This is a genomic window from Streptomyces sp. NPDC001108 (assembly GCF_053598535.1).
This window is the reverse complement of record NZ_JBSFKL010000010.1, coordinates 1-19,428: the sequence shown is the minus strand read 5'-3', so window position 1 is coordinate 19,428 and position 19,428 is coordinate 1. Positions and strand designations below refer to the sequence as shown.

18 protein-coding genes and 1 pseudogene are annotated in these 19,428 nt (G+C 72.4%); 12 read left to right on the top strand and 7 right to left on the bottom strand.

All coding sequences use genetic code 11. The features are described 5' to 3' along the window. Positions 1–11 precede the first annotated feature (11 nt). The 3 genes from ACWC97_RS22210 (at position 12) to ACWC97_RS22200 (ending at position 3,805) form a co-directional block, all read left to right on the top strand. Positions 12–977 (top strand): ABC transporter ATP-binding protein, encoded by a 966-nt coding sequence (locus ACWC97_RS22210; protein WP_352276913.1) that lies wholly within the window; start codon positions 12–14, stop codon positions 975–977. A gap of 66 nt (positions 978–1,043) precedes the next feature. Then, complete coding sequence (locus ACWC97_RS22205) at positions 1,044–1,799, top strand: ABC transporter permease (RefSeq protein WP_352276914.1); 756 nt, start codon at positions 1,044–1,046, stop codon at positions 1,797–1,799. After that, positions 1,796–3,805 carry a TOMM precursor leader peptide-binding protein gene (locus ACWC97_RS22200; protein WP_450651093.1) on the top strand — a complete coding sequence of 670 codons (2,010 nt, stop codon included), beginning with the start codon at positions 1,796–1,798 and terminating at the stop codon, positions 3,803–3,805. The genes ACWC97_RS22205 and ACWC97_RS22200 overlap by 4 nt, the downstream gene beginning before the upstream one ends. 140 nt (positions 3,806–3,945) lie before the next feature. Here the strand turns inward: ACWC97_RS22200 and ACWC97_RS22195 are convergent, their stop codons facing one another. Beyond that, entirely contained in the window at positions 3,946–4,122 is a 177-nt protein-coding gene (locus tag ACWC97_RS22195; protein ID WP_352276917.1) for a thiazolylpeptide-type bacteriocin, read from the bottom strand. A gap of 205 nt (positions 4,123–4,327) precedes the next feature. Here ACWC97_RS22195 and ACWC97_RS22190 point away from each other — a divergent pair, with 205 nt between their 5' ends. Together ACWC97_RS22190 and ACWC97_RS22185 are read left to right on the top strand one after the other, a co-directional pair. Continuing rightward, positions 4,328–5,578: an amidohydrolase gene (locus ACWC97_RS22190; RefSeq protein ID WP_450651091.1), complete on the top strand. Its 1,251-nt coding sequence runs from the start codon at positions 4,328–4,330 to the stop codon at positions 5,576–5,578. Continuing rightward, a complete protein-coding gene (locus ACWC97_RS22185) occupies positions 5,575–5,844 on the top strand; it encodes a hypothetical protein (protein ID WP_352276920.1) in 270 nt (89 codons plus the stop codon). The genes ACWC97_RS22190 and ACWC97_RS22185 overlap by 4 nt, the downstream gene beginning before the upstream one ends. Before the next feature lie 165 nt (positions 5,845–6,009). On the opposite strand, the gene ACWC97_RS22180 is transcribed toward ACWC97_RS22185, so the two are convergent. Beyond that, complete coding sequence (locus ACWC97_RS22180; protein WP_450651088.1) at positions 6,010–6,996, bottom strand: helix-turn-helix transcriptional regulator; 987 nt, start codon at positions 6,994–6,996, stop codon at positions 6,010–6,012. 503 nt (positions 6,997–7,499) lie between these two features. On the opposite strand from ACWC97_RS22180, the gene mfd reads away from it, so the two are divergent. Then, positions 7,500–11,033, top strand: a complete 3,534-nt coding sequence (gene mfd / locus ACWC97_RS22175; protein ID WP_450651086.1) for a transcription-repair coupling factor — start codon at positions 7,500–7,502, stop codon at positions 11,031–11,033. An 85-nt stretch (positions 11,034–11,118) separates the two neighbouring features. Here the strand turns inward: mfd and ACWC97_RS22170 are convergent. Further along, positions 11,119–11,519: pseudogene (locus ACWC97_RS22170) on the bottom strand (ATP-binding protein). A 155-nt stretch (positions 11,520–11,674) separates the two neighbouring features. Between ACWC97_RS22170 and ACWC97_RS22165 the strand changes: the two are divergent. The 3 genes from ACWC97_RS22165 (at position 11,675) to ACWC97_RS22155 (ending at position 14,018) form a co-directional block, all read left to right on the top strand. Further along, positions 11,675–12,211, top strand: coding sequence for a GntR family transcriptional regulator (locus ACWC97_RS22165; protein WP_450651084.1), 537 nt, complete (start codon positions 11,675–11,677; stop codon positions 12,209–12,211). Continuing rightward, the gene (locus tag ACWC97_RS22160; protein WP_450651082.1) at positions 12,208–12,987 is read left to right on the top strand and encodes a GntR family transcriptional regulator; all 780 of its coding nucleotides are present in this window, start codon (positions 12,208–12,210) and stop codon (positions 12,985–12,987) included. Before ACWC97_RS22165 ends, ACWC97_RS22160 begins: the two co-directional genes overlap by 4 nt. 227 nt (positions 12,988–13,214) lie before the next feature. Continuing rightward, on the top strand, positions 13,215–14,018 hold the full coding sequence (locus ACWC97_RS22155; protein WP_450651363.1) for a maleylpyruvate isomerase N-terminal domain-containing protein: 804 nt from the start codon (positions 13,215–13,217) through the stop codon (positions 14,016–14,018). An 80-nt stretch (positions 14,019–14,098) separates the two neighbouring features. Here ACWC97_RS22155 and ACWC97_RS22150 read toward each other — a convergent pair whose 3' ends face one another. Beyond that, on the bottom strand, positions 14,099–15,079 hold the full coding sequence (locus tag ACWC97_RS22150) for a winged helix-turn-helix domain-containing protein (protein WP_450651080.1): 981 nt from the start codon (positions 15,077–15,079) through the stop codon (positions 14,099–14,101). 88 nt (positions 15,080–15,167) lie between these two features. On the opposite strand from ACWC97_RS22150, the gene ACWC97_RS22145 reads away from it, so the two are divergent. Then, positions 15,168–16,427 carry an MFS transporter gene (locus ACWC97_RS22145; protein ID WP_450651079.1) on the top strand — a complete coding sequence of 420 codons (1,260 nt, stop codon included), beginning with the start codon at positions 15,168–15,170 and terminating at the stop codon, positions 16,425–16,427. 229 nt (positions 16,428–16,656) lie between these two features. Then, positions 16,657–17,457: a phosphotransferase gene (locus ACWC97_RS22140; protein WP_352276927.1), complete on the top strand. Its 801-nt coding sequence runs from the start codon at positions 16,657–16,659 to the stop codon at positions 17,455–17,457. A 26-nt stretch (positions 17,458–17,483) separates the two neighbouring features. Here the strand turns inward: ACWC97_RS22140 and ACWC97_RS22135 are convergent, their stop codons facing one another. The 3 genes from ACWC97_RS22135 to ACWC97_RS22125 form a co-directional block, all read right to left on the bottom strand. Beyond that, positions 17,484–17,693 (bottom strand): DUF397 domain-containing protein, encoded by a 210-nt coding sequence (locus ACWC97_RS22135; RefSeq protein WP_385206654.1) that lies wholly within the window; start codon positions 17,691–17,693, stop codon positions 17,484–17,486. A gap of 163 nt (positions 17,694–17,856) precedes the next feature. Next, positions 17,857–18,072 carry a DUF397 domain-containing protein gene (locus ACWC97_RS22130; RefSeq protein WP_450651076.1) on the bottom strand — a complete coding sequence of 72 codons (216 nt, stop codon included), beginning with the start codon at positions 18,070–18,072 and terminating at the stop codon, positions 17,857–17,859. Further along, complete coding sequence (locus ACWC97_RS22125; protein ID WP_450651361.1) at positions 18,069–18,908, bottom strand: helix-turn-helix domain-containing protein; 840 nt, start codon at positions 18,906–18,908, stop codon at positions 18,069–18,071. The genes ACWC97_RS22130 and ACWC97_RS22125 overlap by 4 nt, the downstream gene beginning before the upstream one ends. Positions 18,909–19,102: 194 nt before the next feature. Here ACWC97_RS22125 and ACWC97_RS22120 point away from each other — a divergent pair, with 194 nt between their 5' ends. Continuing rightward, positions 19,103–19,318, top strand: a complete 216-nt coding sequence (locus ACWC97_RS22120; RefSeq protein ID WP_352277069.1) for a hypothetical protein — start codon at positions 19,103–19,105, stop codon at positions 19,316–19,318. Positions 19,319–19,428 lie beyond the last annotated feature (110 nt).

Below are 19,428 nucleotides of genomic sequence, written 5' to 3'. Positions count from 1 at the left end.
AGGAGAAGTCCATGACCCCCACCGCCCCCTCCCCCTCCCCGGGCGACCGGACGGCCCCGGACGACGACCGGTCCGACGCCGCCGTCGTCCTCGACGCCGTACGCAAGACGTACGGTCAGCGGCACGCCGTCGACGGGGTGTCGTTCACCGTGCGGCGCGGCGAGTTCTTCGGGCTGCTCGGCCCCAACGGGGCCGGCAAGACCACCCTCGTCGAGATCATGGAGGGGCAGCGCAGGGCCGACTCCGGCGCCGTCACCGTCCTCGGCTCCAGCCCCTGGCCGCGCGATCCGAAGCTGCTGCCCCGGCTCGGCGTGCAGACCCAGACGTCGGCCTTCTTCGTCCGCCTCACCGCCCGCGAGCACCTGCGCACCATGGCCGCGCTCTACCGGACGGACCGGGCGGCGGCCGAGCGGGCGCTCGCCTCCGTGGGCCTCACCGAACAGGGCGACGTCCGGGTGGACGATCTCTCCGGCGGCCAGCGCCAGCGCCTGGCCATCGCCTCCGCCCTCGTCCACGAACCCGAACTGATCTTCCTGGACGAGCCCACCGCCGCCCTCGACCCGCAGGCCAGGCGCGCGCTCTGGCAGGTGCTGCGCGACCTCAAGGGCGAGGGCCGCACCATCATCTACACCACCCACCACCTCGACGAGGCCGAGGCGCTCTGCGACCGCGTCGCGATCATGGTCGAGGGGTCCGTCGTCGCCCTGGACAGCCCCGCCCACCTCATCGCCGCCGCCGCGCCCACCACCCGCCTCGTCGTCCCCGACGACCGGCTCACCGCCGAGCAGGCGCGGGCCATCGACGGCGTCGACGCCGTCACCGAGGAGCCCGGCGCCCTCGTGCTGGAGACCCTCGAATCCGGCAAGGTCCTCGCCGCGATCGATGCCCTGGCCGGGCTCCGGGGCGTGCAGACCCGCACCGCCGACCTGGAGGACGTCTACCTGGCGCTGACCGCCGCCGCCCCGGACGCTTCCTGACCCCTCCCGCCCCGGCCCGTCCGCCCCCCCACGTACAGACCTCAGCAAGTGATACGGAGAACCCCGATGAGCGCATACGCGGCGCTGAGCCAGGCCGGATACCGGGCCTACACGCGCGACAAGACCACGCTCTTCTTCACCTTCGCCTTCCCGCTCATCTTCCTCGTCGTCTTCGGCCTGATCTTCCACGGCCAGACCGTCGAGGAGAGCGGCCGCCCCTACATCAACTACATCGCCCCCGGCGTCCTGTCCTGGGGCGTCGGCAACGCCGCCGTGTTCGGGGTCGGCTTCGTCCTCATGCAGTGGCGGCGCGACGACATCCTGCGCCTCATCCGGATGACCCCGACCCCGGTCTCCGCCGTCCTCGCCTCCCGGTACGTGCTGGCCCTCGCCATCGGCGCCGTCCAGTCCGTGCTCTTCGTGGCCGTCGCCATGCTGCCCGCCTTCGGCCTGGAGGTGGACGGGCGCTGGCCGCTCGCGCTGCCCGTCCTGGTCCTCGGCATCACCGCGTTCCTCGCCCTCGGCGTCATCGTCGGCAGCTACGCCAAGACGCCGGAGGCCGTCGCCGCCGTCGCCAACTGCCTGATGATCCCGATGGCGTTCCTGTCCGGCTCGTTCTTCCCGCTGGACGCCATGCCGGGCTGGATGCAGAACCTCTCCCGGGTGCTGCCGCTGCGCTACCTCAACGACGGGATCTCCGGCTCCCTCACCGGCAACGGCACCAACGGCGACATCGGGCTGGCCTGCGTGGTCCTCGCCGGGTTCGCCGTCGTGCTGGGCGCCATCGCGCTGAAGACCTTCCGCTGGAGCGACAAGTCATGACGACGGCCCCCGCCGCACCGGCGGCCCCCGCCGTACCCGTGCCGCCGGTCCGGGGCGAGACCCCGCTGGAGGAGGCCCGCACCGCCCTCCACGCCGAACTCGCCCGCCGCCACCGCGAAGCGCCCGACGCGGCCGCCCTGCCCGCCCCGCTCGTCGTCCCGCTCGGCGCCGCCGACACCCTCGGCCACGGTGCCCCCGACCCGTACGCGGAGCTCCGCCCGGCCGCCAACGTCCAGCTCACCTCCCGCGCCGTGCTGATCGGGCCCTGGGGCGGCGGGCCCGGCGCCACCGCCTGCGGCCAGTGCCTCGCCATGCGCTGGCAGCGGCTGCGCAGCCGCTCCGAGCGCGAGGCCCTGGAGCTGGGCGGTTCCCCGAACGGCGCCACCCACTGGCCCGTCCTCACCGCCTACGCCGCCGACGCCGTCTGGTCCCTCTACCGGGCGGTCCTCGGCGACCCCGCCCCCGCCCCGGCCGGAGCCACCGCGTCCGACACCACCCCCGCCGACCGCGCCCTGCCCCGGGTCAGCCGGATCGACCTGGCCACCCTCGCCACCGCGACCTTCCCGATCCTGCCCGAACCCCTCTGCCCCTCCTGCGTGCGCCCGGTCCCCGACACCGCCGAGGCCGCCCGCATGCACCTCGGCCCGGCCCCCAAACCCGACCCCGACGGCTACCGGCTGCGCCCCCTGTCCTCGTACCCGCTGCCCACCGCCGCGCTCGTCAACCCGGTCTGCGGCACCCTCGGTTCGGACCTCTGGATCAACCCCACCTCCACCACCACCGCCCCCGCCGCCGGAACCCACTTCGTCCGCGGCTACGCCGGGCTCAACGACGTCACCTTCAGCGGCCAGGCCAACAGCTACGACACCAGCCGCCTCCTCGCCCACCTGGAGGGCCTGGAGCGGTACGCGGGCACCACCCGCCGACGCGGCACCACCCCCGTCGTCGACAGCTACCACCGCCTCGCCGACCACGCCGTGGACCCCGCCGCCTGCGGCCTCTACGCACCCGAGACCTACGCGAACGACCCGATGGTCTCCCCGTTCGACCCCGACCGCCCCATCCCCTGGGTGTGGGGCCACTCCCTGCGCGACGACCGGCCCGTCCTCGTCCCCGCCCGGCTCGCCCACTACAGCGCCGGCGTCGAGGCCGACAACTTCGTCTTCGAATGCTCCAACGGCTGTGCCACGGGCGGCAGTGTGGAGGAGGCGATCCTCTACGGGCTGCTGGAGCTCGTCGAACGGGACGCCTTCCTGCTGGCCTGGCACGGCCGGACCCCGCTCACCGCGATCGACCTCACCACCTGCCGCTCCCCGGCCGTCCGCTCCATGATCGACCGGGCCGGACTGCACGGCTACGACGTCCACGCCTTCGACACCCGGATGGACCTGGACGTCCCCGTCGTCACCGCCCTCGCGGTACGCCGGGACGGCGGGCACGGCACCCTGTCGTTCGCCGCCGCCGCCGGATTCGACCCGGAGGCCACCGTCGAGTCCGCCCTCTCCGAGGTGCTCACCTACATCCCGCACCTGCCCTACCAGGTCGCCGAACGCCACGCCGAACTCACCGCCATGGCTAGCGACTTCGGCCGGGTGCGGCAGCTCAAGGACCACGCCCAGCTCTACGGGCTGCCGGAGATGGCCGTCCACGCCCGGGAGTACCTGGAACCCGTCGACATGCGTCCACTGGCGGACACGTTCGCCGACTGGCAGCCCCGCCGCCCCCGCACCGGGGACCTGCTGGACGATCTGAACCTGCTGCGCGACCGGCTCGCCGCCGCCGGGCACGATGTCGTCGCCGTCGACCAGACCACCCCCGAGCAGCGCCGCATGGGCCTGCACACGGTCGCCACCGTCGTCCCCGGCCTGCTGCCGCTCGACTTCGGCTGGAACCGGCAGCGCGCCCTGCTGATGCCCCGGCTGCGCACCGCGCTCCGGGCCGCCGGCCGCCGCGCCGACGACCTGCCGGAGTCCGGGATCAAACGGGTGCCGCACCCCTTCCCGTGAACCCGGTGACTCCCGGGACCCGGGGGACTTCCGTAACTCGGAGGACCCCCGCGACCCCGGTGAACGGCAAACGGGCCCTCCCCGCGCCCCTGGCACGGGAAGGGCCCCGGTCCCGCCGGACCGTACGACCGCTGAACCGGTCAGGCGCAGCAGGAGGTGGTGCTGGTGGTGCTGGAGCAGGTGGAGGTCGAGGAGCAGGACGTGGAACCGGCGAGCACGACCTCGGCGGCGTCCGAGTAGTCCGAGATCTCGAAGGTCTCCGACTCCAGCTCCAGGATCTCGTCGGCGAGGGCGGCGAGCTCGGTCTTGGGGGCCATGGTGTTCTCCCTTGGTTCCCGGGGACGGACCGGCCGATCCGGCACCGTTCCCCTGCGTCCGGCCCATTCCAGCTGCGGGCGCTGTCGGATCGGCAGCGGTTTCGCTGTCAGACCGCTGACACCCCCTGTCAGTGAAACGCCGTACTACTGAAGCCGGGACGGCGCACGCTGATGCGGCCCACCCGGCGGAACGAGGTGAGATGACATGCGGGAGACGGTCACGTCCGCCACGTCCACGGTGGAACGGGAGGTCCTGCGTCCGGCCCTGGAGCTGTATCTCGACGTCCACGCCCACCCCGAGCTGCCCGGCGCCGAGCGGCGCACCGCCGCCCTGTTCGCCGCCCGGCTGGCGGCGAGCGGCTGCGCGGTGACCCGGGAGGTCGGCGGCCACGGCGTCGTCGGCGTCCTGCGCAACGGGGACGGCCCGACCGTCCTGCTCCGCACCGAGCTGGACGCCCTCCCGGTCACCGAACGCACCGGCCTGGTCTACGCCAGCACCGTGCCCGGGGTGATGCACGCCTGCGGCCACGACCTCCACCTCGCCGCGCTCGCCGGTGCGGTGGACACGCTGGCCCGGACCCGGTCCGCCTGGCGGGGCACCGTCCTGGCGGTCGGCCAGCCCGCCGAGGAGACCCTGACCGGGGCGCGGGACATGCTGGCCGACGGCCTCTACGAGCGCTTCGGCACCCCGGACGCCGTCCTCGCCCAGCACACCTCGCCCGCCCCCGCGGGCACCCTCGCCCACGTCGCGGACCCGGGCACGCCCCTGATGGCGGCCGGCGCCTCGGTCGACGTCACCGTGCACGGGCTGGGCGGCCACGCCGGGACGCCGCACCTGACCGTCGACCCGGTCCTCACCGCGGCGGCGACGGTGCTGCGGCTGCACTCCTCGGTCGCCCGGGAGACCGCCCCGGCCGAGCGGCCCGTGCTGACCGTGGGCGCCCTGCGGGCCGGCGGCCCCGGCAACGTCGTCCCCGCCACCGCGGAGCTCTCGCTCAGCGTCCGGGCCCTGACCGAACCGGCCGTCGACCGGATGGTGGCCGCCGTGGAGCGCATCGTCAGGGCCGAGTGCGCGGCCGCCGGCTGCCCGGAGGAGCCGGCGATCACCGTCACCGCCCGCTCGCCCGCCCTGCCGACCGACCCGGCCGCCACCGCCGAAGTGCGCCGCGCCCACGAGGAGGTGTTCGGCCCGCACCGGGTCACCGGCACCGGACCGATCACCGCCACCGAGGACTTCGCCCGGTACGCCGCCGGGGGCGTACCGGCGGTCTACTGGCTGCTCGGGGCCACCGGGGCGGGGCCGTGGCGCCGGGCCAGGGACGGCGGCCCGCCGGTGCCGTCGAACCACGCGCCGGAGTTCGCGCCCGACGCCCGCACCGCCCTGCCCACCGGGATCACGGCCATGGCGACGGCCGCCCGGCGGCTCCTGGCCCCGCCGGAAGGGGGCCGGGCATGACCGGAAGGGGGCCGGGCGGCGCGGACGGCCATGTCGACCTGGTCGCCGTCCGCCGCGACGCCACGGCCGCGACCGGCGAGACCACCGTCGTACGCCTGCTGAGCCTGCTGCCCGCCCACTGGCTCTGCACGCCCCGCGCGGTCGGCCCCGACCGGATCGAGCTCCGGATCGACCTGGACGGTTCCGCCGACCGGGGCGAGGTCCGCCGCCGGGTCGCCGGGGCCTTCGCCGACCGTGCCCTGACCGGCTGGGCGGAGGGCCCCTGAGCCGGACGGACGGACCGGGCCGCCCGGACCGTTCGGATTCGGCCGTGTTTCACATCCGGCTGTGCTTCCGTCCCGGCTGTGCTCGGTCCCGGCAGTGCTTCGGCCCCGGCCTTGTTCCAGCGCCGTGTTCCCGTTCCGGCCGTGCTTCGCGGGTTCAGCCGTGGGTCAGATCCAGCCGCGTTCCCGGGCCAGCAGCGCGGCATGGGCGCGGCTCGCGGCGTCGAGCTTCTGCAGCAGGTCGGCGACGTGCCGCCGGTACGTACGTACCGAGACCCCCAGCTCGCGCGCGCCCGCCTCGTCCTTGCCCACCGAGCACATGGACACCAGCACCCGGCGCTCGGTCTCCGACAGGCACTCCTCCGGGTCCTCCCGGACCACCGCGTGGTCCGCCCGGCCGAGGTCCGTCGCCTGGTCCCAGATCTTCTCGAAGAGCGCGATGATGTTGCTGACCAGGCCGCTGCGGTGGGCCAGCAGCGCCCCGCGCGAGGTGTCGTGCGGGTCCAGCGGGACGAGCGCCGCCTTGCGGTCGTAGACCAGCAGCCGCTCGGCGCTCTGCTCCGTCACCCGGATCATCGCCCCGTGCTCGACCAGTTCCCGCAGGTAGGCGGCGGTCGCCCGGTCCCGCAGCGCGTCCCGCACCACCACGTTCCGGATCTTCACCCCGCGCCGCAGACAGCGCAGGTCCAGCGGGCGGGACCGGGCGATGTTCTCCGCCGACAGCTTGGTGTACGGCTCCACGGAGAGGATCTCCTCCCGCGCGAAGAACGCGAGGTCGTCGATCCGGTTGCGTATCTGGGCCAGCCCCTCCAGCTGCTCGATCCCGAGCGGGGGCGGATTACGGGTCAGCTGCTCCGCACGGAGACCGTCGATGACGTGCCGCGCCCGGGTGACACGTTGGAACTCCTGGTGCAGGGCGTGCACCCGCTGGTCGATCAGCCGGGCGACGGCGGTCTCCGGATCGGTCGGGAAGACCTCCTGGCCGGATTCCTCGGGGTGGAGCAGCCGCAGCTCCCGGAGCCGCCCGACGCAGTCGCGCGCGGTCCTCGGGGTGATGTGGAGCAGCAGCTGCGCGTCCTGGACGGTGCTGCCCGGGTTGCGCAGGAAATGCCGGTACACCGCTTCCTCGGCCGCCGAGACTCCGAATACGGACATCTCGTTGTCGCCCACGTGTGCCCCCGCTGCCGTACGCCTGCCCCCGCACCTGCTTGTGGAGTCTTTCGGCCAAAGCGTAGACGCTGGGTTCTTTTCTGTGAGGACCCAGGACACAACTGTGTGCGGGCTGGAGATGAACGGTGTGTGTCCTGCGACGAGCGGCCGCCCCCGTGCGACGGACGGTCCGTCCGGCCCCGGCCGGTAACGTTCCGTTTCCGTCCCGGCCGCGCCCGGTCCGCGTTCCCGTGCCCGCTCCCGTACCCGCGCGCGTCGCCGGTGCCGCCGCGTGCGGAGGTTTCGGCCACCGCGCGCCCCGGGCGCCCGCACGCGGGCACCGCGTCGGAGTCGTAGGCTGGTGGTCCCCGGCCCGTCCGGAGGCGGCCCCCCGGATCGTGCCGGACCGGAAGCCGCCCCCGTACACGTGTCGGGCCCTTCGCGTTGCCCTGTTCCTGGCAGCAGCCGGCTGCCGGGACCTGCCCTTCGTTACCGGACGGAAGCCCTTCATGAGCCTGCACGGTCTGCTCGATGTCGTCGTACGTGACCCGGCGCTCGACGAAGCGGTCAGGGCCGCCGGCGACGGCCACCGGATGCATGTCGACCTCGTCGGCCCGCCCGCCGCCCGCCCCTTCGCCATCGCCGCGCTGGCCCGTGAGACCGGGCGCACGGTCCTCGCCGTCACCGCCACCGGCCGGGAGGCCGAGGACCTGGCGGCCGCGCTGCGGACCCTGCTGCCGCCGGACACGATCGCCGAGTTCCCGTCCTGGGAGACCCTGCCGCACGAGCGGCTCTCGCCCCGCTCGGACACCGTGGGCCGCCGCCTCGCCGTGCTGCGCAGGCTGGCCCACCCGCGCGCGGACGACCCGGAGACCGGGCCGGTCTCGGTGGTCGTCGCGCCGATCCGTTCCGTGCTCCAGCCGCAGGTCAAGGGGCTCGGCGACCTGGAGCCCGTGGCGCTGGCCATCGGGCAGAGCGCCGATCTCGGCAAGACCGTCGAGGCGCTCGCCGCGGCCGCCTACTCCCGGGTCGAACTGGTCGAGAAGCGCGGCGAGTTCGCCGTACGCGGCGGCATCCTCGACGTCTTCCCGCCGACCGAGGAGCACCCGCTGCGGGTGGAGTTCTGGGGCGACGACGTCGAGGAGATCCGCTACTTCAAGATCGCCGACCAGCGCTCGCTGGAGATCGCCGAGCACGGGCTGTGGGCGCCGCCCTGCCGCGAGCTGCTGCTCACCGACGAGGTCCGGCAGCGCGCCGCCGCCCTCGCCGAGGCCCACCCCGAGCTGGGCGAACTGCTCGGCAAGATCGCCGAGGGGATCGCGGTGGAGGGCATGGAGTCCCTCGCCCCGGTGCTCGTCGACGACATGGAGCTGCTGCTCGACGTGTTGCCGCAGGGCGCGATGGCGGTGGTCTGCGACCCGGAGCGGGTCCGCACCCGGGCCGCCGACCTGGTCGCCACCAGCCAGGAGTTCCTCCAGGCGTCCTGGGCGGCCACGGCGGGCGGCGGCGAGGCCCCGATCGACGTGGGCGCCGCCTCGCTGTGGGGCATCGCGGACGTCCGGGACCGGGCCCGCGAGCTGGGCATGATGTGGTGGTCGGTCTCCCCGTTCGCCGCCGACGACGCCGAGGTCGACGAGGACACGCTCCAGCTCGGCATGCACGCCCCGGAGGCGTACCGGGGCGACACCGCGCGCGCCTTCGCCGACACCCGGGAGCGGATCGCCGCGGGCTGGCGCACCGTCTACGTCACCGAGGGCCAGGGCCTCGCCTCCCGCACCGTAGAGGTGCTCAGCGGCGAGGGCATCGCCGCCCGCCTCGACCCGGACCTCGCGGAGATCTCCCCGTCCGTCGTCCACGTCTCCTGCGGCGCGATCGACCACGGCTTCGTCGACCCGGCGCTCCGGCTCGCCGTCCTCACCGAGACCGACCTCACCGGCCAGCGCACCGCCACCAAGGACCTGGGCCGGATGCCGGCCCGCCGCCGCAAGACGATCGACCCGCTGACCCTGGAGCCCGGCGACTACATCGTCCACGAGCAGCACGGCGTCGGCCGTTACATCGAGATGGTCCAGCGGACCGTCCAGGGCGCCACCCGCGAGTACCTGCTCGTCGAGTACGCCCCCGCCAAGCGCGGCCAGCCCGGCGACCGCCTCTACATCCCGACCGACCAGCTCGAACAGGTCACCAAGTACGTCGGCGGCGAGGCCCCCACCCTGCACCGGCTCGGCGGCGCCGACTGGACGAAGACCAAGGCCCGCGCGAAGAAGGCCGTCAAGGAGATCGCCGCCGACCTGATCAAGCTCTACTCGGCCCGGATGGCGGCCCCCGGCCACACCTTCGGCCCCGACACCCCCTGGCAGCGCGAACTGGAGGACGCCTTCCCGTACGCGGAGACGCCCGACCAGCTCTCCACCATCGCCGAGGTCAAGGAGGACATGGAGAAGTCCGTCCCGATGGACCGGCTGATCTGCGGCGACGTCGGCTACGGCAAGACGGAGATCGCGGTCCGGGCGGCGTTCAAGGCGGTCCAGGACGGCAAGCAGGTCGCCGTCCTCGTCCCCACGACTCTTCTGGTCCAGCAGCACTACGGCACTTTCACCGAGCGCTACTCCCAGTTCCCGGTCAACGTCCGGGCGCTCAGCCGCTTCCAGTCCGAGGCCGAGTCCAAGGCCACCCTGGAAGGGCTCAAGGACGGTTCCGTCGACCTGGTCATCGGCACCCACCGCCTCTTCTCCTCCGAGACCCGGTTCAAGGACCTCGGCCTGGTCATCGTCGACGAGGAGCAGCGCTTCGGCGTCGAGCACAAGGAGCAGCTCAAGAAGCTCCGCGCCAACGTGGACGTCCTCACCATGTCCGCGACCCCCATCCCCCGTACCCTCGAAATGGCCGTGACCGGCATCCGCGAGATGTCGACGATCACCACGCCCCCCGAGGAGCGCCACCCCGTCCTCACCTTCGTCGGCCCGTACGAGGAGAAGCAGATCGGCGCCGCCATCCGCCGTGAACTCCTCCGCGAGGGCCAGGCGTTCTACATCCACAACCGGGTCGAGTCGATCGACCGGGCCGCCGCCCGGCTCCGCGAGATCGTCCCCGAGGCCCGGATCGCCACGGCACACGGGCAGATGTCCGAACAGGCCCTGGAACAGGTGGTGGTGGATTTCTGGGAGAAGAAGTTCGACGTCCTGGTCTCCACGACGATCGTCGAGTCCGGCATCGACATCTCCAACGCCAACACCCTGATCGTGGAGCGCGGCGACAACTTCGGCCTCTCCCAGCTCCACCAGTTGCGCGGCCGGGTCGGCCGGGGCCGCGAGCGCGGCTACGCCTACTTCCTCTACCCGCCGGAGAAGCCGCTCACCGAGACCGCCCACGAACGCCTCGCCACGATCGCCCAGCACACCGAGATGGGCGCGGGCATGTACGTGGCGATGAAGGACCTGGAGATCCGGGGCGCCGGAAACCTTCTGGGCGGCGAGCAGTCCGGACACATCGCGGGCGTCGGCTTCGACCTGTACGTACGGATGGTGGGCGAGGCGGTGGCCGACTACCGGGCCTCCCTCGAAGGCGGTGTGGAGGAGGAGCCGCCGCTGGAGGTCAAGATCGAACTTCCGGTCGACGCCCACGTCCCGCACGACTACGCCCCCGGGGAGCGGCTGCGCCTCCAGGCGTACCGCGCCATCGCCTCCGCCAACACGGAGGACGACATCCGGGCCGTACGGGAGGAGCTGACCGACCGCTACGGCAAGCTGCCCGAGCCGGTCGAGAACCTGCTCCTGGTCGCCGGTCTGCGCATGCTGGCCCGCGCCTGCGGCGTCGGCGAGATCGTCCTCCAGGGCCCGAACATCCGCTTCGCCCCGGTCGAGCTGCGCGAGTCCCAGGAGCTCCGGCTGAAGCGCCTGTACCCGCGTACGGTCATCAAGCCGGCCGTCCACCAGATCCTGGTGCCCCGCCCCACCACCGGAAAGGTGGGCGGGAAGCCGGTCGTCGGCCGCGAACTCCTGGCCTGGACCGGCGAGTTCCTGACCACGATCCTGGGTTCGTAACGGCCCCGGGGCCCGCCGCCGCACGACCGGCGGGCCCCGGACTCGGCACCCCTGTCCCCACGCCTCCCGGCGGCGCGAGGGCCCTTCATCGGGTGCGAGGCGGTGGTGGTGCTTTGAAGGTGAGCCACACGGTCTTGCCGACGACGTGGTCGTCGACCCCGAAGCTGTCGGCGAGCTCGCTCACGATGTGCAATCCCCGTCCCGAGCAGGCGTCGGGTCGATGTGTCGGATCGTCGGCCGTCCGGGGCCGCTGTCGCGGACTTCCAGCCGTACCGAGTCCCCGTTCCTCTGAAGGTCGACGCAGAACTCGCGTCCCGGCGGCACACCGTGCAGCAACGCGTTGGTGGTGAGCTCCGAGACGCACAGCGCTATGTCATCGATCAGGGAGTGGAGATCCCACTCGGAGAGGACATCGGTGACGAACTCGCGCGAAGCGCCGACAGAGGCGCGTCTGCGAGGAAACCGCTGTCGCTGCGACAGGGGCATGGTGGCTCACCGCCTTGCTCACGGTCTGTAATGTGACGATGACTGTACTGCTATTCGCGAAAAGCGGCAAGGTGACTCTGTGATAGTGGGGACCGAGATACCTGCCGTGCGGTGCGGAGGGTCGGTACGGGCGTTGGTGGCGTGAGGAGAAGGACATGGGAACGGACGGATGGACCAGCACGTCGCTGGCGTATCTCTCTGCGGCCTCCGGGGGAGACGCGTGGGCTGGGGAGGCGGCGGCGGAAGGCCGGCGGGGCAGCCAGCGCATCGTCCGGGCGGGCCGGGTCGCAGCCCCGCAGGAGGTCGCCGACCTGTTGGGCGTCCCGGTCGGCGAACCGGTCGTGGCGCGCCGGAGGATCATGTACCTGGACGAAGAGCCCTGCGAGCTGACGGACACGTACTATCCGCTAGCCATCGCGGACGGCACCGCCCTTGCCGGGACGGCGAAGATCCGGGGCGGGGCGATCCGGCTCCTGTCGGATCTGGGCCACGTCGGCGTGCGCGTCCGCGAGGACGTGACCGCGAGACCGGCGACCGGCCATGAGCGGGAGACGCTGCTGCTGGGGCCGGGGGAGCCGGTACTGCAACTGACCAGGCTCACGCTGGATGACGCGGATCGGCCCATCCAGGTCGACATGATGGCCATGCCGCCGCGACGTCAGAAGTTGCGGTACGAGATCAGGATCGGATGACTGTGCCCAGAGCCGAAGCTGATGCCGCTGACCGCCGTTCGCTCCACGAGCGGATCGCGGCCGACCTCAGGGACCGGATCCTGAGCGGTGACCTCGCTCCGGGCGCCGTCCTGCCCTCCACCGCACAGCTCAAGGAACGATTCGACGCCTCGAATGCCACGATCCAGAAGGCCCTGCAACTGCTCAAGGATGAGCAGTTGGTGGTGGGCAGGCCAGGGGCCGCAGTGACGGCCCGCGAGCACCGGCAGCGTACGGTCCGCCCGGCCACGTTCCTGGCCCCGGCGGCTGCGGGTGCCCCGTACCGCTGGGTGACGGAGAACGAGAGGAACGGCCTTCGGGGACGCGTCACCCTTCTGGAGGTCGCCGAGCGTGTTCCGCCGTCGGACGTGGCGGAGGCCCTCGGGCTTGAGGCGTCCGGGACCGCGCTCCTGCGACACCAACTGCTCACCATCGATGACGAACCGGCTGAACTGGTCTCCTCGTACTACCCGATGGAGATCGTGAGCGGTACAGCGATGGCGGAACGCCGGAGGATCCCTGGCGGGACTCCCACCCTCCTTGCCGAACTGGGGTATCCACCACGCCTCGGCGTGGACCGGGTCTCCGCGCGGATTCCGACGCAGGAACAGCACCGGGTCCTGCGGCTGCCCGGTGGCCTGCCGGTACTGCGTACGTTGCGTGTGGTGTTCAGCGACGGGGATCGGCCCATCGAGGCGACCGTCATGGTCAAGGCGGGGCACTTGTACGAGTTGCAGTACGAGTTCGCTGCGGGATGAGTGCGGTGGTGCGGGAACGGGCGCGGCCGCTCCGGCTCGACCCGGTGGACACGGCCGGGGGCCCACCGCACAGCCGTCGGCGCCAAGCGCTCGATCATGGCGGTCGGCCCGGACGGTCGACACGCATCGAATGGGACGGGACATCCGAGGTGCAAAGGGACCGCAGCACCGGCGGTGAAAATCGCTGTCCGGTGATCGGCACGCGGTGATAGAGACTCACCGTGACCATGACACTTGACTTCCCCGATCTGCTGCGACTGATCGAAGAACGGTCGACCGCCTTCCGCGCCGCGGTCGCGTCCGCGCCCAGCCTCGACGTACAGGTGCCGACCTGCCCCGAGTGGACGCTGTTCGATCTGGCGCGGCACATCGGTGAGGGGCGCCGCGACTGGGCCGTCACCGTCGCAGCGGGGCCCGCCCCGGCCAAGTCCGCCGCGGAGGGCGCCCCGGCCGCACCCCGGGAGCGCGAGGCCCTGCTGGCCTGGTTGGCGGAGTCCACGGGGCAACTGCTGGACGCGTTGCGGGAGGCCGGTCCGGATCGCGGTTGCTGGTCGTGGTGGGAGACGTTGCAGTCGCCGCACACCTCCGGCGCCGTGGCCCGGCACCAGCTCCAGCAGATGGCGGTGCACACGTACGACGCCCAGATCACCGTGGGCGCCGCGCAGCCGCTGCCGGAGGAGGCGGCGCTCGACGGTGTCGACGAGTTCCTGTCCACCTGCGTCGCGACGGCGAGCGCCTGGCCGCACCAGCCCGCAGCGATCGACTTCCATGCCTCCGAGGGCCACTCCTGGCGCCTCTCGCTCTCCGCCGACGGCGCGCGGTCCGCCCGTCTTTCCCGGCCCGGCACGGTCCCGGCCACCACGGCCGACCGGAGCCAGGACCCGGACGCGCCCGCCGCCTTCGCGTCCGTCCGGGGCACGGCCAACGAGCTGGTCCTCATCCTGCACGACCGCATCCCGATCGACTCCCTGGAGCTCGACGGCGACCGCCGTCTCTTCGAGCAGCTCCGCGCCTGGGAACCGGACGAGTAGGACGTCGGGGTCCTTGCGCCGGAGCGGGGCGGCCGGTCCCGGATCCCATGGCCTTTGCGCGAAGCCTGATCCGGGCCCCCTCAGAGCGAACCGGCGACCAGCGCCTCGCCGAGCGGGGTGCGCCGGTAGAGCACGGGCCGTCCGGACCGGGCGCGGACGAGCAGTCCCGAGCTGCGCAGGATGGCGAGGTGGTCCCCCACCGCGCCGGGTGTCATGGCGAGGCTCCGGGCGAGGTGGCTGGTACTGGCCGGGGCGTCCAGCGCCAGCAGCAGTCGGGCCCGGGACCGGCCGACCAGGGCGGTCAGCGCGTCCGGCTGGGGGACGGTGTCCTGTTCGCCCCACTGGGCGGCGGTGCCGCGGGCGCGATAGATCAAGGTCCGGGGCCAGGGGTCCTCCGTGTGGGCGGCGAGGTCCCTGACGAAGACCGAAGGGATCAGCAGGAGCCCGGCACCGGTGAGGCGGACTGTTCCCGCGTGTGGGAAATGGCCGATCTCGATGTGGTCGGCCTGCCACGTGATGCTCGGGTGCAGGCTCTCGATGGTCGTGGCCCATCCGCGTTCGCCGATCACGCCCACCCGGTGCACGATGTCGCGCTCACAGATAGCGCGCAGTTGCGGCCAGTCGGGGCCGAGCAGCGCGTGCCACGCCCGGTCCATCGCCTCGGCGATCCTGGAGACGGCGTTCGGCGAGTCCAGCACCGCGCGTACCCGGGGATCACGGGCCAACGGGCCGGTCGCGGCGGTGGCGCATTCCTGGCGGGCCGCTTCCCACGGGGTGGCCCGGATCACGGCCAGGTCGTCCGCCCAGGTCTGGCTGAGGCCGCGTGGGGGCGGAGCGATGAAGTCCGGTCCGCCCCGTGGGCTGTGCAGGGCCAGGACGGCGTCCAGTTCGCTCTCGCGGCGAAGCCGTTCGAACTCCGGCAGGAGCCGGGCGGCCCAGGCGCGCGGCAGTGGCCTTTCCCGGCCGGCGAGCGCACGCAGCAGGAAACACAGGTCCATCGCGGGCGACAGCGCGAAGCGGCTGCGCAGCAGGTCTTCGACGGAGACTTCGAAGCGCAGCATCCGGCCATGCTACTGCGGGGCATCCGCTCCGATTCGTCCAGCGACGAATCATTGGTGGGGGTGTGGGCGCCCGGCGAGGCTGCGCGTCATGAACCCGACCGCCGAGCCCGCGCAGGGCAACCACCGTGCCACCTACCGGGAGGTGCTGGCCGAGCCGCGATTCCGGCTGCTCTTCTCGACCCGCACCGTCGCGATCACCGCGGACGCGCTGCGGATCACCACCTTCTCGGTCCTGGTCTTCTCGTCCACCGGCTCCGCGCCGCTGAGCGCACTGGCCTTCGGCATCGGCTTCGTCCCGCAGCTGTTCGGCTCGCTGCTGCTGGGCTCACTGGCCGACCGGCTGCCGGCCCGTGCGCTCATCACCGGTGGCTACGCCGTGACGTGCGCCTCCGCCCTGCTGCTCGCCCTGGTACGGATGCCGGTCGCGGCAGCCCTCGGTGTCGTGGCGCTGGTCGCCCTCGCCACACCGGTGTTCCACGGCGCGTCGAGTCGGCTGGTCGCGCAGTCGCTGGAGGGCGACGCCTATGTACTGGGGCGTTCACTGAACAACATCGCGGCCTCCGGCGCGCAACTGTTCGGTCTGGCGCTGGGAGGCGCGGTCGTCGCGGTACTCGGTCCGCGCCGGGCGCTCACGGCCGGCGCCGCCCTCTACCTCGGCTGCGCGCTCGCTGTCCGCATCGGACTGCCCCGGCTCGAACGGGGGGAGTCCGGCTGCACACCCGGCGGCGCCCGGGGCGACGGCGGCACCGTCCGGGCGAGCCTGCACGGCGCCGGCCTGCTGCTGCGCGAACCCACGGTGCGACGACTGATGCTGGCCCAGTGGCTGCCGCCCGCGTTCGTGGCGGGCGGGGAAGGCCTGATCGTGGCCTACGCGGGAGGACGCCACTTCGCGCCCGGGTGGTACGCGGTGCTGATGGGCTGCCTGCCGGTCGGCATGCTGGTCGGCGACCTGTTGGTGGGGCGACTGCTGCGGCCGCCCACCCGTGAGCGACTGGTGGTCCCGCTGACCGCGCTGATGGGACTGCCGCTGGTCGGCTTCGCCGCCGAACCCGGGGTGGGCGCCTCGTCCTGCCTGCTGCTGCTCTGCGGCTTCGGATTCGCCTACGGTCTCGGCCTGCAACGGCCGTTCCTGGAAGCCCTGCCGCAGGGGGGCCAGGGCCAGGCCTTCGGCCTGCTCGGCTCCGGCAGCATGACACTGCAGGGCATCGGACCGGTCTGCTTCGGCGCGGTGGCCGCGGGCATCGGAACAGGCGGCGCGATCGCCCTGGCCGGAGGCGCGGCGGCGTTCGCCGCAGGCTGGATTCTCACCTGGTACCCGCCCGCCGCCTCCCCGGTCTCCGCCCCATGAGATCCGCCCCATGAGCCGCTCGACGAGCGGACGGTCTCCTTGTGATGCGGCGGGTCGGAGCCCGGACACGTCCATGGGCGGGCCACCGGTACTCGGCGAGGAATTCCGCAGCACCGGTCTCCACAGCCGCTGTTCCGGGCCCACGTCCATCCCATCCATCCCCTGGCCGGCCTGTTGCATCGGCCAACAACAGGACCTCGATGGCCAGTCCCGCAGTAGCGTGACCGTCATGACGGCTGAGGGCGAGGCACTGGTCGGCGGGATGGCGAACGCGGGGGCGGTCTTCCGCCGGGGTGCGCTGGTCGAGCGTCCGGCGCCGCCCCACGCGCCCGCCCTGCACGCCTGGCTCCTCGCGCTGAGGGAGCGCGGTTTCGACGCGGCGCCCATCCCGGTCGGCCGCACCGACGAGGGGCGTGAGCGGCTGACCTTCGTCCCCGGCGACGTGCCCCTGCCACCGTTCCCGGAGTGGGCGATGACGAGCGCCGCCCTCGCGTCGGTGGGGAGCCTGCTGCGGCGTCTGCACGAGGCCGGTGCGGGCGTCGCGGTCGACACCCGCACCGCGTGGCCCCGGGACCTGGCCGATCCGGAGGGCGGAACGCTGCTGTGCCACAACGACGTGTGCCCGGAGAACGTCGTCTTCCGTGACGGCCGGGCCGCGGCCCTGATCGACTTCGACCTGGCGGCCCCGGGCCGCCCCCTCTGGGACGTCGCGATGACCGCCCGCTACTGGGTGCCCATGCGGGACCCAGGACCGGCACCCGCTCCCTACCCGGCCGGACTGGACGTGCCCGCGCGCCTCCGGATTCTCGCCGACGGGTACGGCCTCTCGGCGCGGGACCGGGCCGACCTCCCTGCCGTCATCGAGCAGGCCACGGAGGTCTGCCGAGCCTTCGTCGCCCGCCGCGTGGCCGACGGCGACCCTGTCTATCTCCAGGCACTGGCCGAGCGCGGCGGATGGGGACGCTGGGACCGCATGCAGAACTGGCTGGTGGGCCAGCGCGAGACGTTCACTGCTGCCCTGCTGAACTGACCGGCCCCGTGGGCAAAATCCGTTGTTCAGACGGTGCCGAACTCCCCGTTCCTGACGCCTGCGACGAAGGCGGCGAAGGCGGTGGGGGTGGTGTGCAGTACGGGTCCGTGCGGGTTCTTGGAGTCGCGTACGGGGACGACGCCGGTGGTGGGCACCTGGGCCGGCGCCCACTCGACGCAGGTTCCGCCGTTGTCGCTGTAGGAGGACTTGATCCAGCGGGGGGACTCGATCGCCATGGGAACCCTCTCGTCAACTGCCCTTGTCTGGTAGCGAAACCGTGCCGCGTTCGAGGTGCCCGTCAGGTCGGGGCGGCAAACCGGCGGGGGGTGCGGAACGCGAAACCCCACCGTGCGTGGCGCGGTGGGGTTTGACGGATCGGATGTGTGGGACGCGCGTGGGTCAGACGGCGCCGAACTCCCCGTTCCTGACGCCTGCGACGAAGGCGGCGAAGGCGGTGGGGGAGGTGTGCAGTACGGGTCCGTGCGGATTCTTGGAGTCGCGTACGGGGACGACGCCGGTGGTGGGCACCTGGGCCGGCGCCCACTCGACGCAGGAACCGCCGTTGTTGCTGTAGGAGGATTTGACCCAGTGGGGGGTTGTGGCTTCGGTCGTCACGGGGTGCCCTTTCGTAGCTGGTGGATCAGGTCCACGGAAGCCGTCTGTGACAGTGATACGGCCTGCGACTGATGGTAGGCCCTCACCAGGGGCAGTACGGACGACAGTTCACGGTCGAGATGCCCCTGCGTCTGCGACTCCACATAGGCGAAGACGGACCGGTCCGACAGAGTCAGCAGATTCACCAGCCGGTCGAGCGGTCGATGCTCACCGACGCTGTACGGGGCGATCTGGAGCATGGTGTTGGGCTGCGCGGCGAAGTCGATCAGATGCTGAAGCTGTGCGTCCATCACGGCGGGGCCGCCGATGGGACGCCGGACGCAACTCTCGTCCAGCACCGCGACGATCAGTGGGGGCAGGGGCCGGACCAGAGCGGCCTGCCGTTCCATGAGGAACGCGACCCGCTCGTCGGCCTGCTCGCGCGTGATCACACCCCGGTCCACCGCGCTGGTGGCCAGGGCCTCCGCGTACGCACGGGTCTGGAGCGGTCCGGGAATCATGCCGCACTCGAACAGCTTGATCTCCGACGCCCGGCTCTCGTATCCCACGTACTCCGGGAAGCCCTCCAGCAGGCTGCCGTGCTTCATCTCGCGCCATTCGCGCTCGAAAGAATCAGCGGTGTTCGTCGTATCTAATGCCACATCAACACGTCGAGAAAACGGCAGAGTAGGCGATTTCCTCCCAGTTTCCAGCGCCGAGATATGCCTGCCTGTGCACCCGACCAGCGAACCGAGGTGGTCCTGGGTCCAACCGCGCTCCTCGCGCAGCCTGCGCAAACGTGCTCCGTAGGCGGCTGCGGGGCTCGCCTCCGGGTTGAGTTCCTTGACGTTGACCATCGTGCCCTGCCTTTCGGCCACGTTGCTGACACTTCGACTCTAGGTCACGCTGACCCCACTTGGTAGTGGGACAACTACGGAGCGGAGTTGACGTGCGCGAGGACGCAGGTGTGCCGAACGGTCAGGGGCCCTCGGAGAGGTGCTCGGAGGAGCGCTCGGAGGGGCGCTCGGAGGGGCCTTCGGGTGAGCCCGAAGTGCCGTCCCCTGGGGCGTTGTTCCGGGATGAGGGGCGTGGGGGTCGGGTGGGGGAGTTTCGTGGGGTGGTGGGGCCGTACTGGTCGTTGCGGCCGGTGGGGGGTGGGGTGGAGTGGGAGGCGGAGCCGGGGTGGGTGCGGGCGTTGACTCCGGCGGAGCGGTTGAGTGTGGAGAACGCGTTGCGGAATCTGCGGAGCAGCAGGGGTGGCGTGTGAACAGGCCGAAGAGGCTGCCGGGTTACCGGTGTGAGGTGTTGGCGGTGGAGTTCTTCGGGGGTACCGGGCGGATGGCGCGGTATGTGCTGGGGAGGTTCGAGACGATCTCG

Coding starts and splice junctions, on each gene's coding strand:
- ACWC97_RS22210 (WP_352276913.1), top strand. CDS start 12: ATGACCCCCACCGCCCCCTCCCCCTCCCCGGGCGACCGGACGGCCCCG.
- ACWC97_RS22205 (WP_352276914.1), top strand. CDS start 1,044: ATGAGCGCATACGCGGCGCTGAGCCAGGCCGGATACCGGGCCTACACG.
- ACWC97_RS22200 (WP_450651093.1), top strand. CDS start 1,796: ATGACGACGGCCCCCGCCGCACCGGCGGCCCCCGCCGTACCCGTGCCG.
- ACWC97_RS22195 (WP_352276917.1), bottom strand. CDS start 4,122: ATGGCCCCCAAGACCGAGCTCGCCGCCCTCGCCGACGAGATCCTGGAG.
- ACWC97_RS22190 (WP_450651091.1), top strand. CDS start 4,328: ATGCGGGAGACGGTCACGTCCGCCACGTCCACGGTGGAACGGGAGGTC.
- ACWC97_RS22185 (WP_352276920.1), top strand. CDS start 5,575: ATGACCGGAAGGGGGCCGGGCGGCGCGGACGGCCATGTCGACCTGGTC.
- ACWC97_RS22180 (WP_450651088.1), bottom strand. CDS start 6,996: ATGTCCGTATTCGGAGTCTCGGCGGCCGAGGAAGCGGTGTACCGGCAT.
- mfd (WP_450651086.1), top strand. CDS start 7,500: ATGAGCCTGCACGGTCTGCTCGATGTCGTCGTACGTGACCCGGCGCTC.
- ACWC97_RS22165 (WP_450651084.1), top strand. CDS start 11,675: ATGGGAACGGACGGATGGACCAGCACGTCGCTGGCGTATCTCTCTGCG.
- ACWC97_RS22160 (WP_450651082.1), top strand. CDS start 12,208: ATGACTGTGCCCAGAGCCGAAGCTGATGCCGCTGACCGCCGTTCGCTC.
- ACWC97_RS22155 (WP_450651363.1), top strand. CDS start 13,215: ATGACACTTGACTTCCCCGATCTGCTGCGACTGATCGAAGAACGGTCG.
- ACWC97_RS22150 (WP_450651080.1), bottom strand. CDS start 15,079: ATGCTGCGCTTCGAAGTCTCCGTCGAAGACCTGCTGCGCAGCCGCTTC.
- ACWC97_RS22145 (WP_450651079.1), top strand. CDS start 15,168: ATGAACCCGACCGCCGAGCCCGCGCAGGGCAACCACCGTGCCACCTAC.
- ACWC97_RS22140 (WP_352276927.1), top strand. CDS start 16,657: ATGACGGCTGAGGGCGAGGCACTGGTCGGCGGGATGGCGAACGCGGGG.
- ACWC97_RS22135 (WP_385206654.1), bottom strand. CDS start 17,693: ATGGCGATCGAGTCCCCCCGCTGGATCAAGTCCTCCTACAGCGACAAC.
- ACWC97_RS22125 (WP_450651361.1), bottom strand. CDS start 18,908: ATGGTCAACGTCAAGGAACTCAACCCGGAGGCGAGCCCCGCAGCCGCC.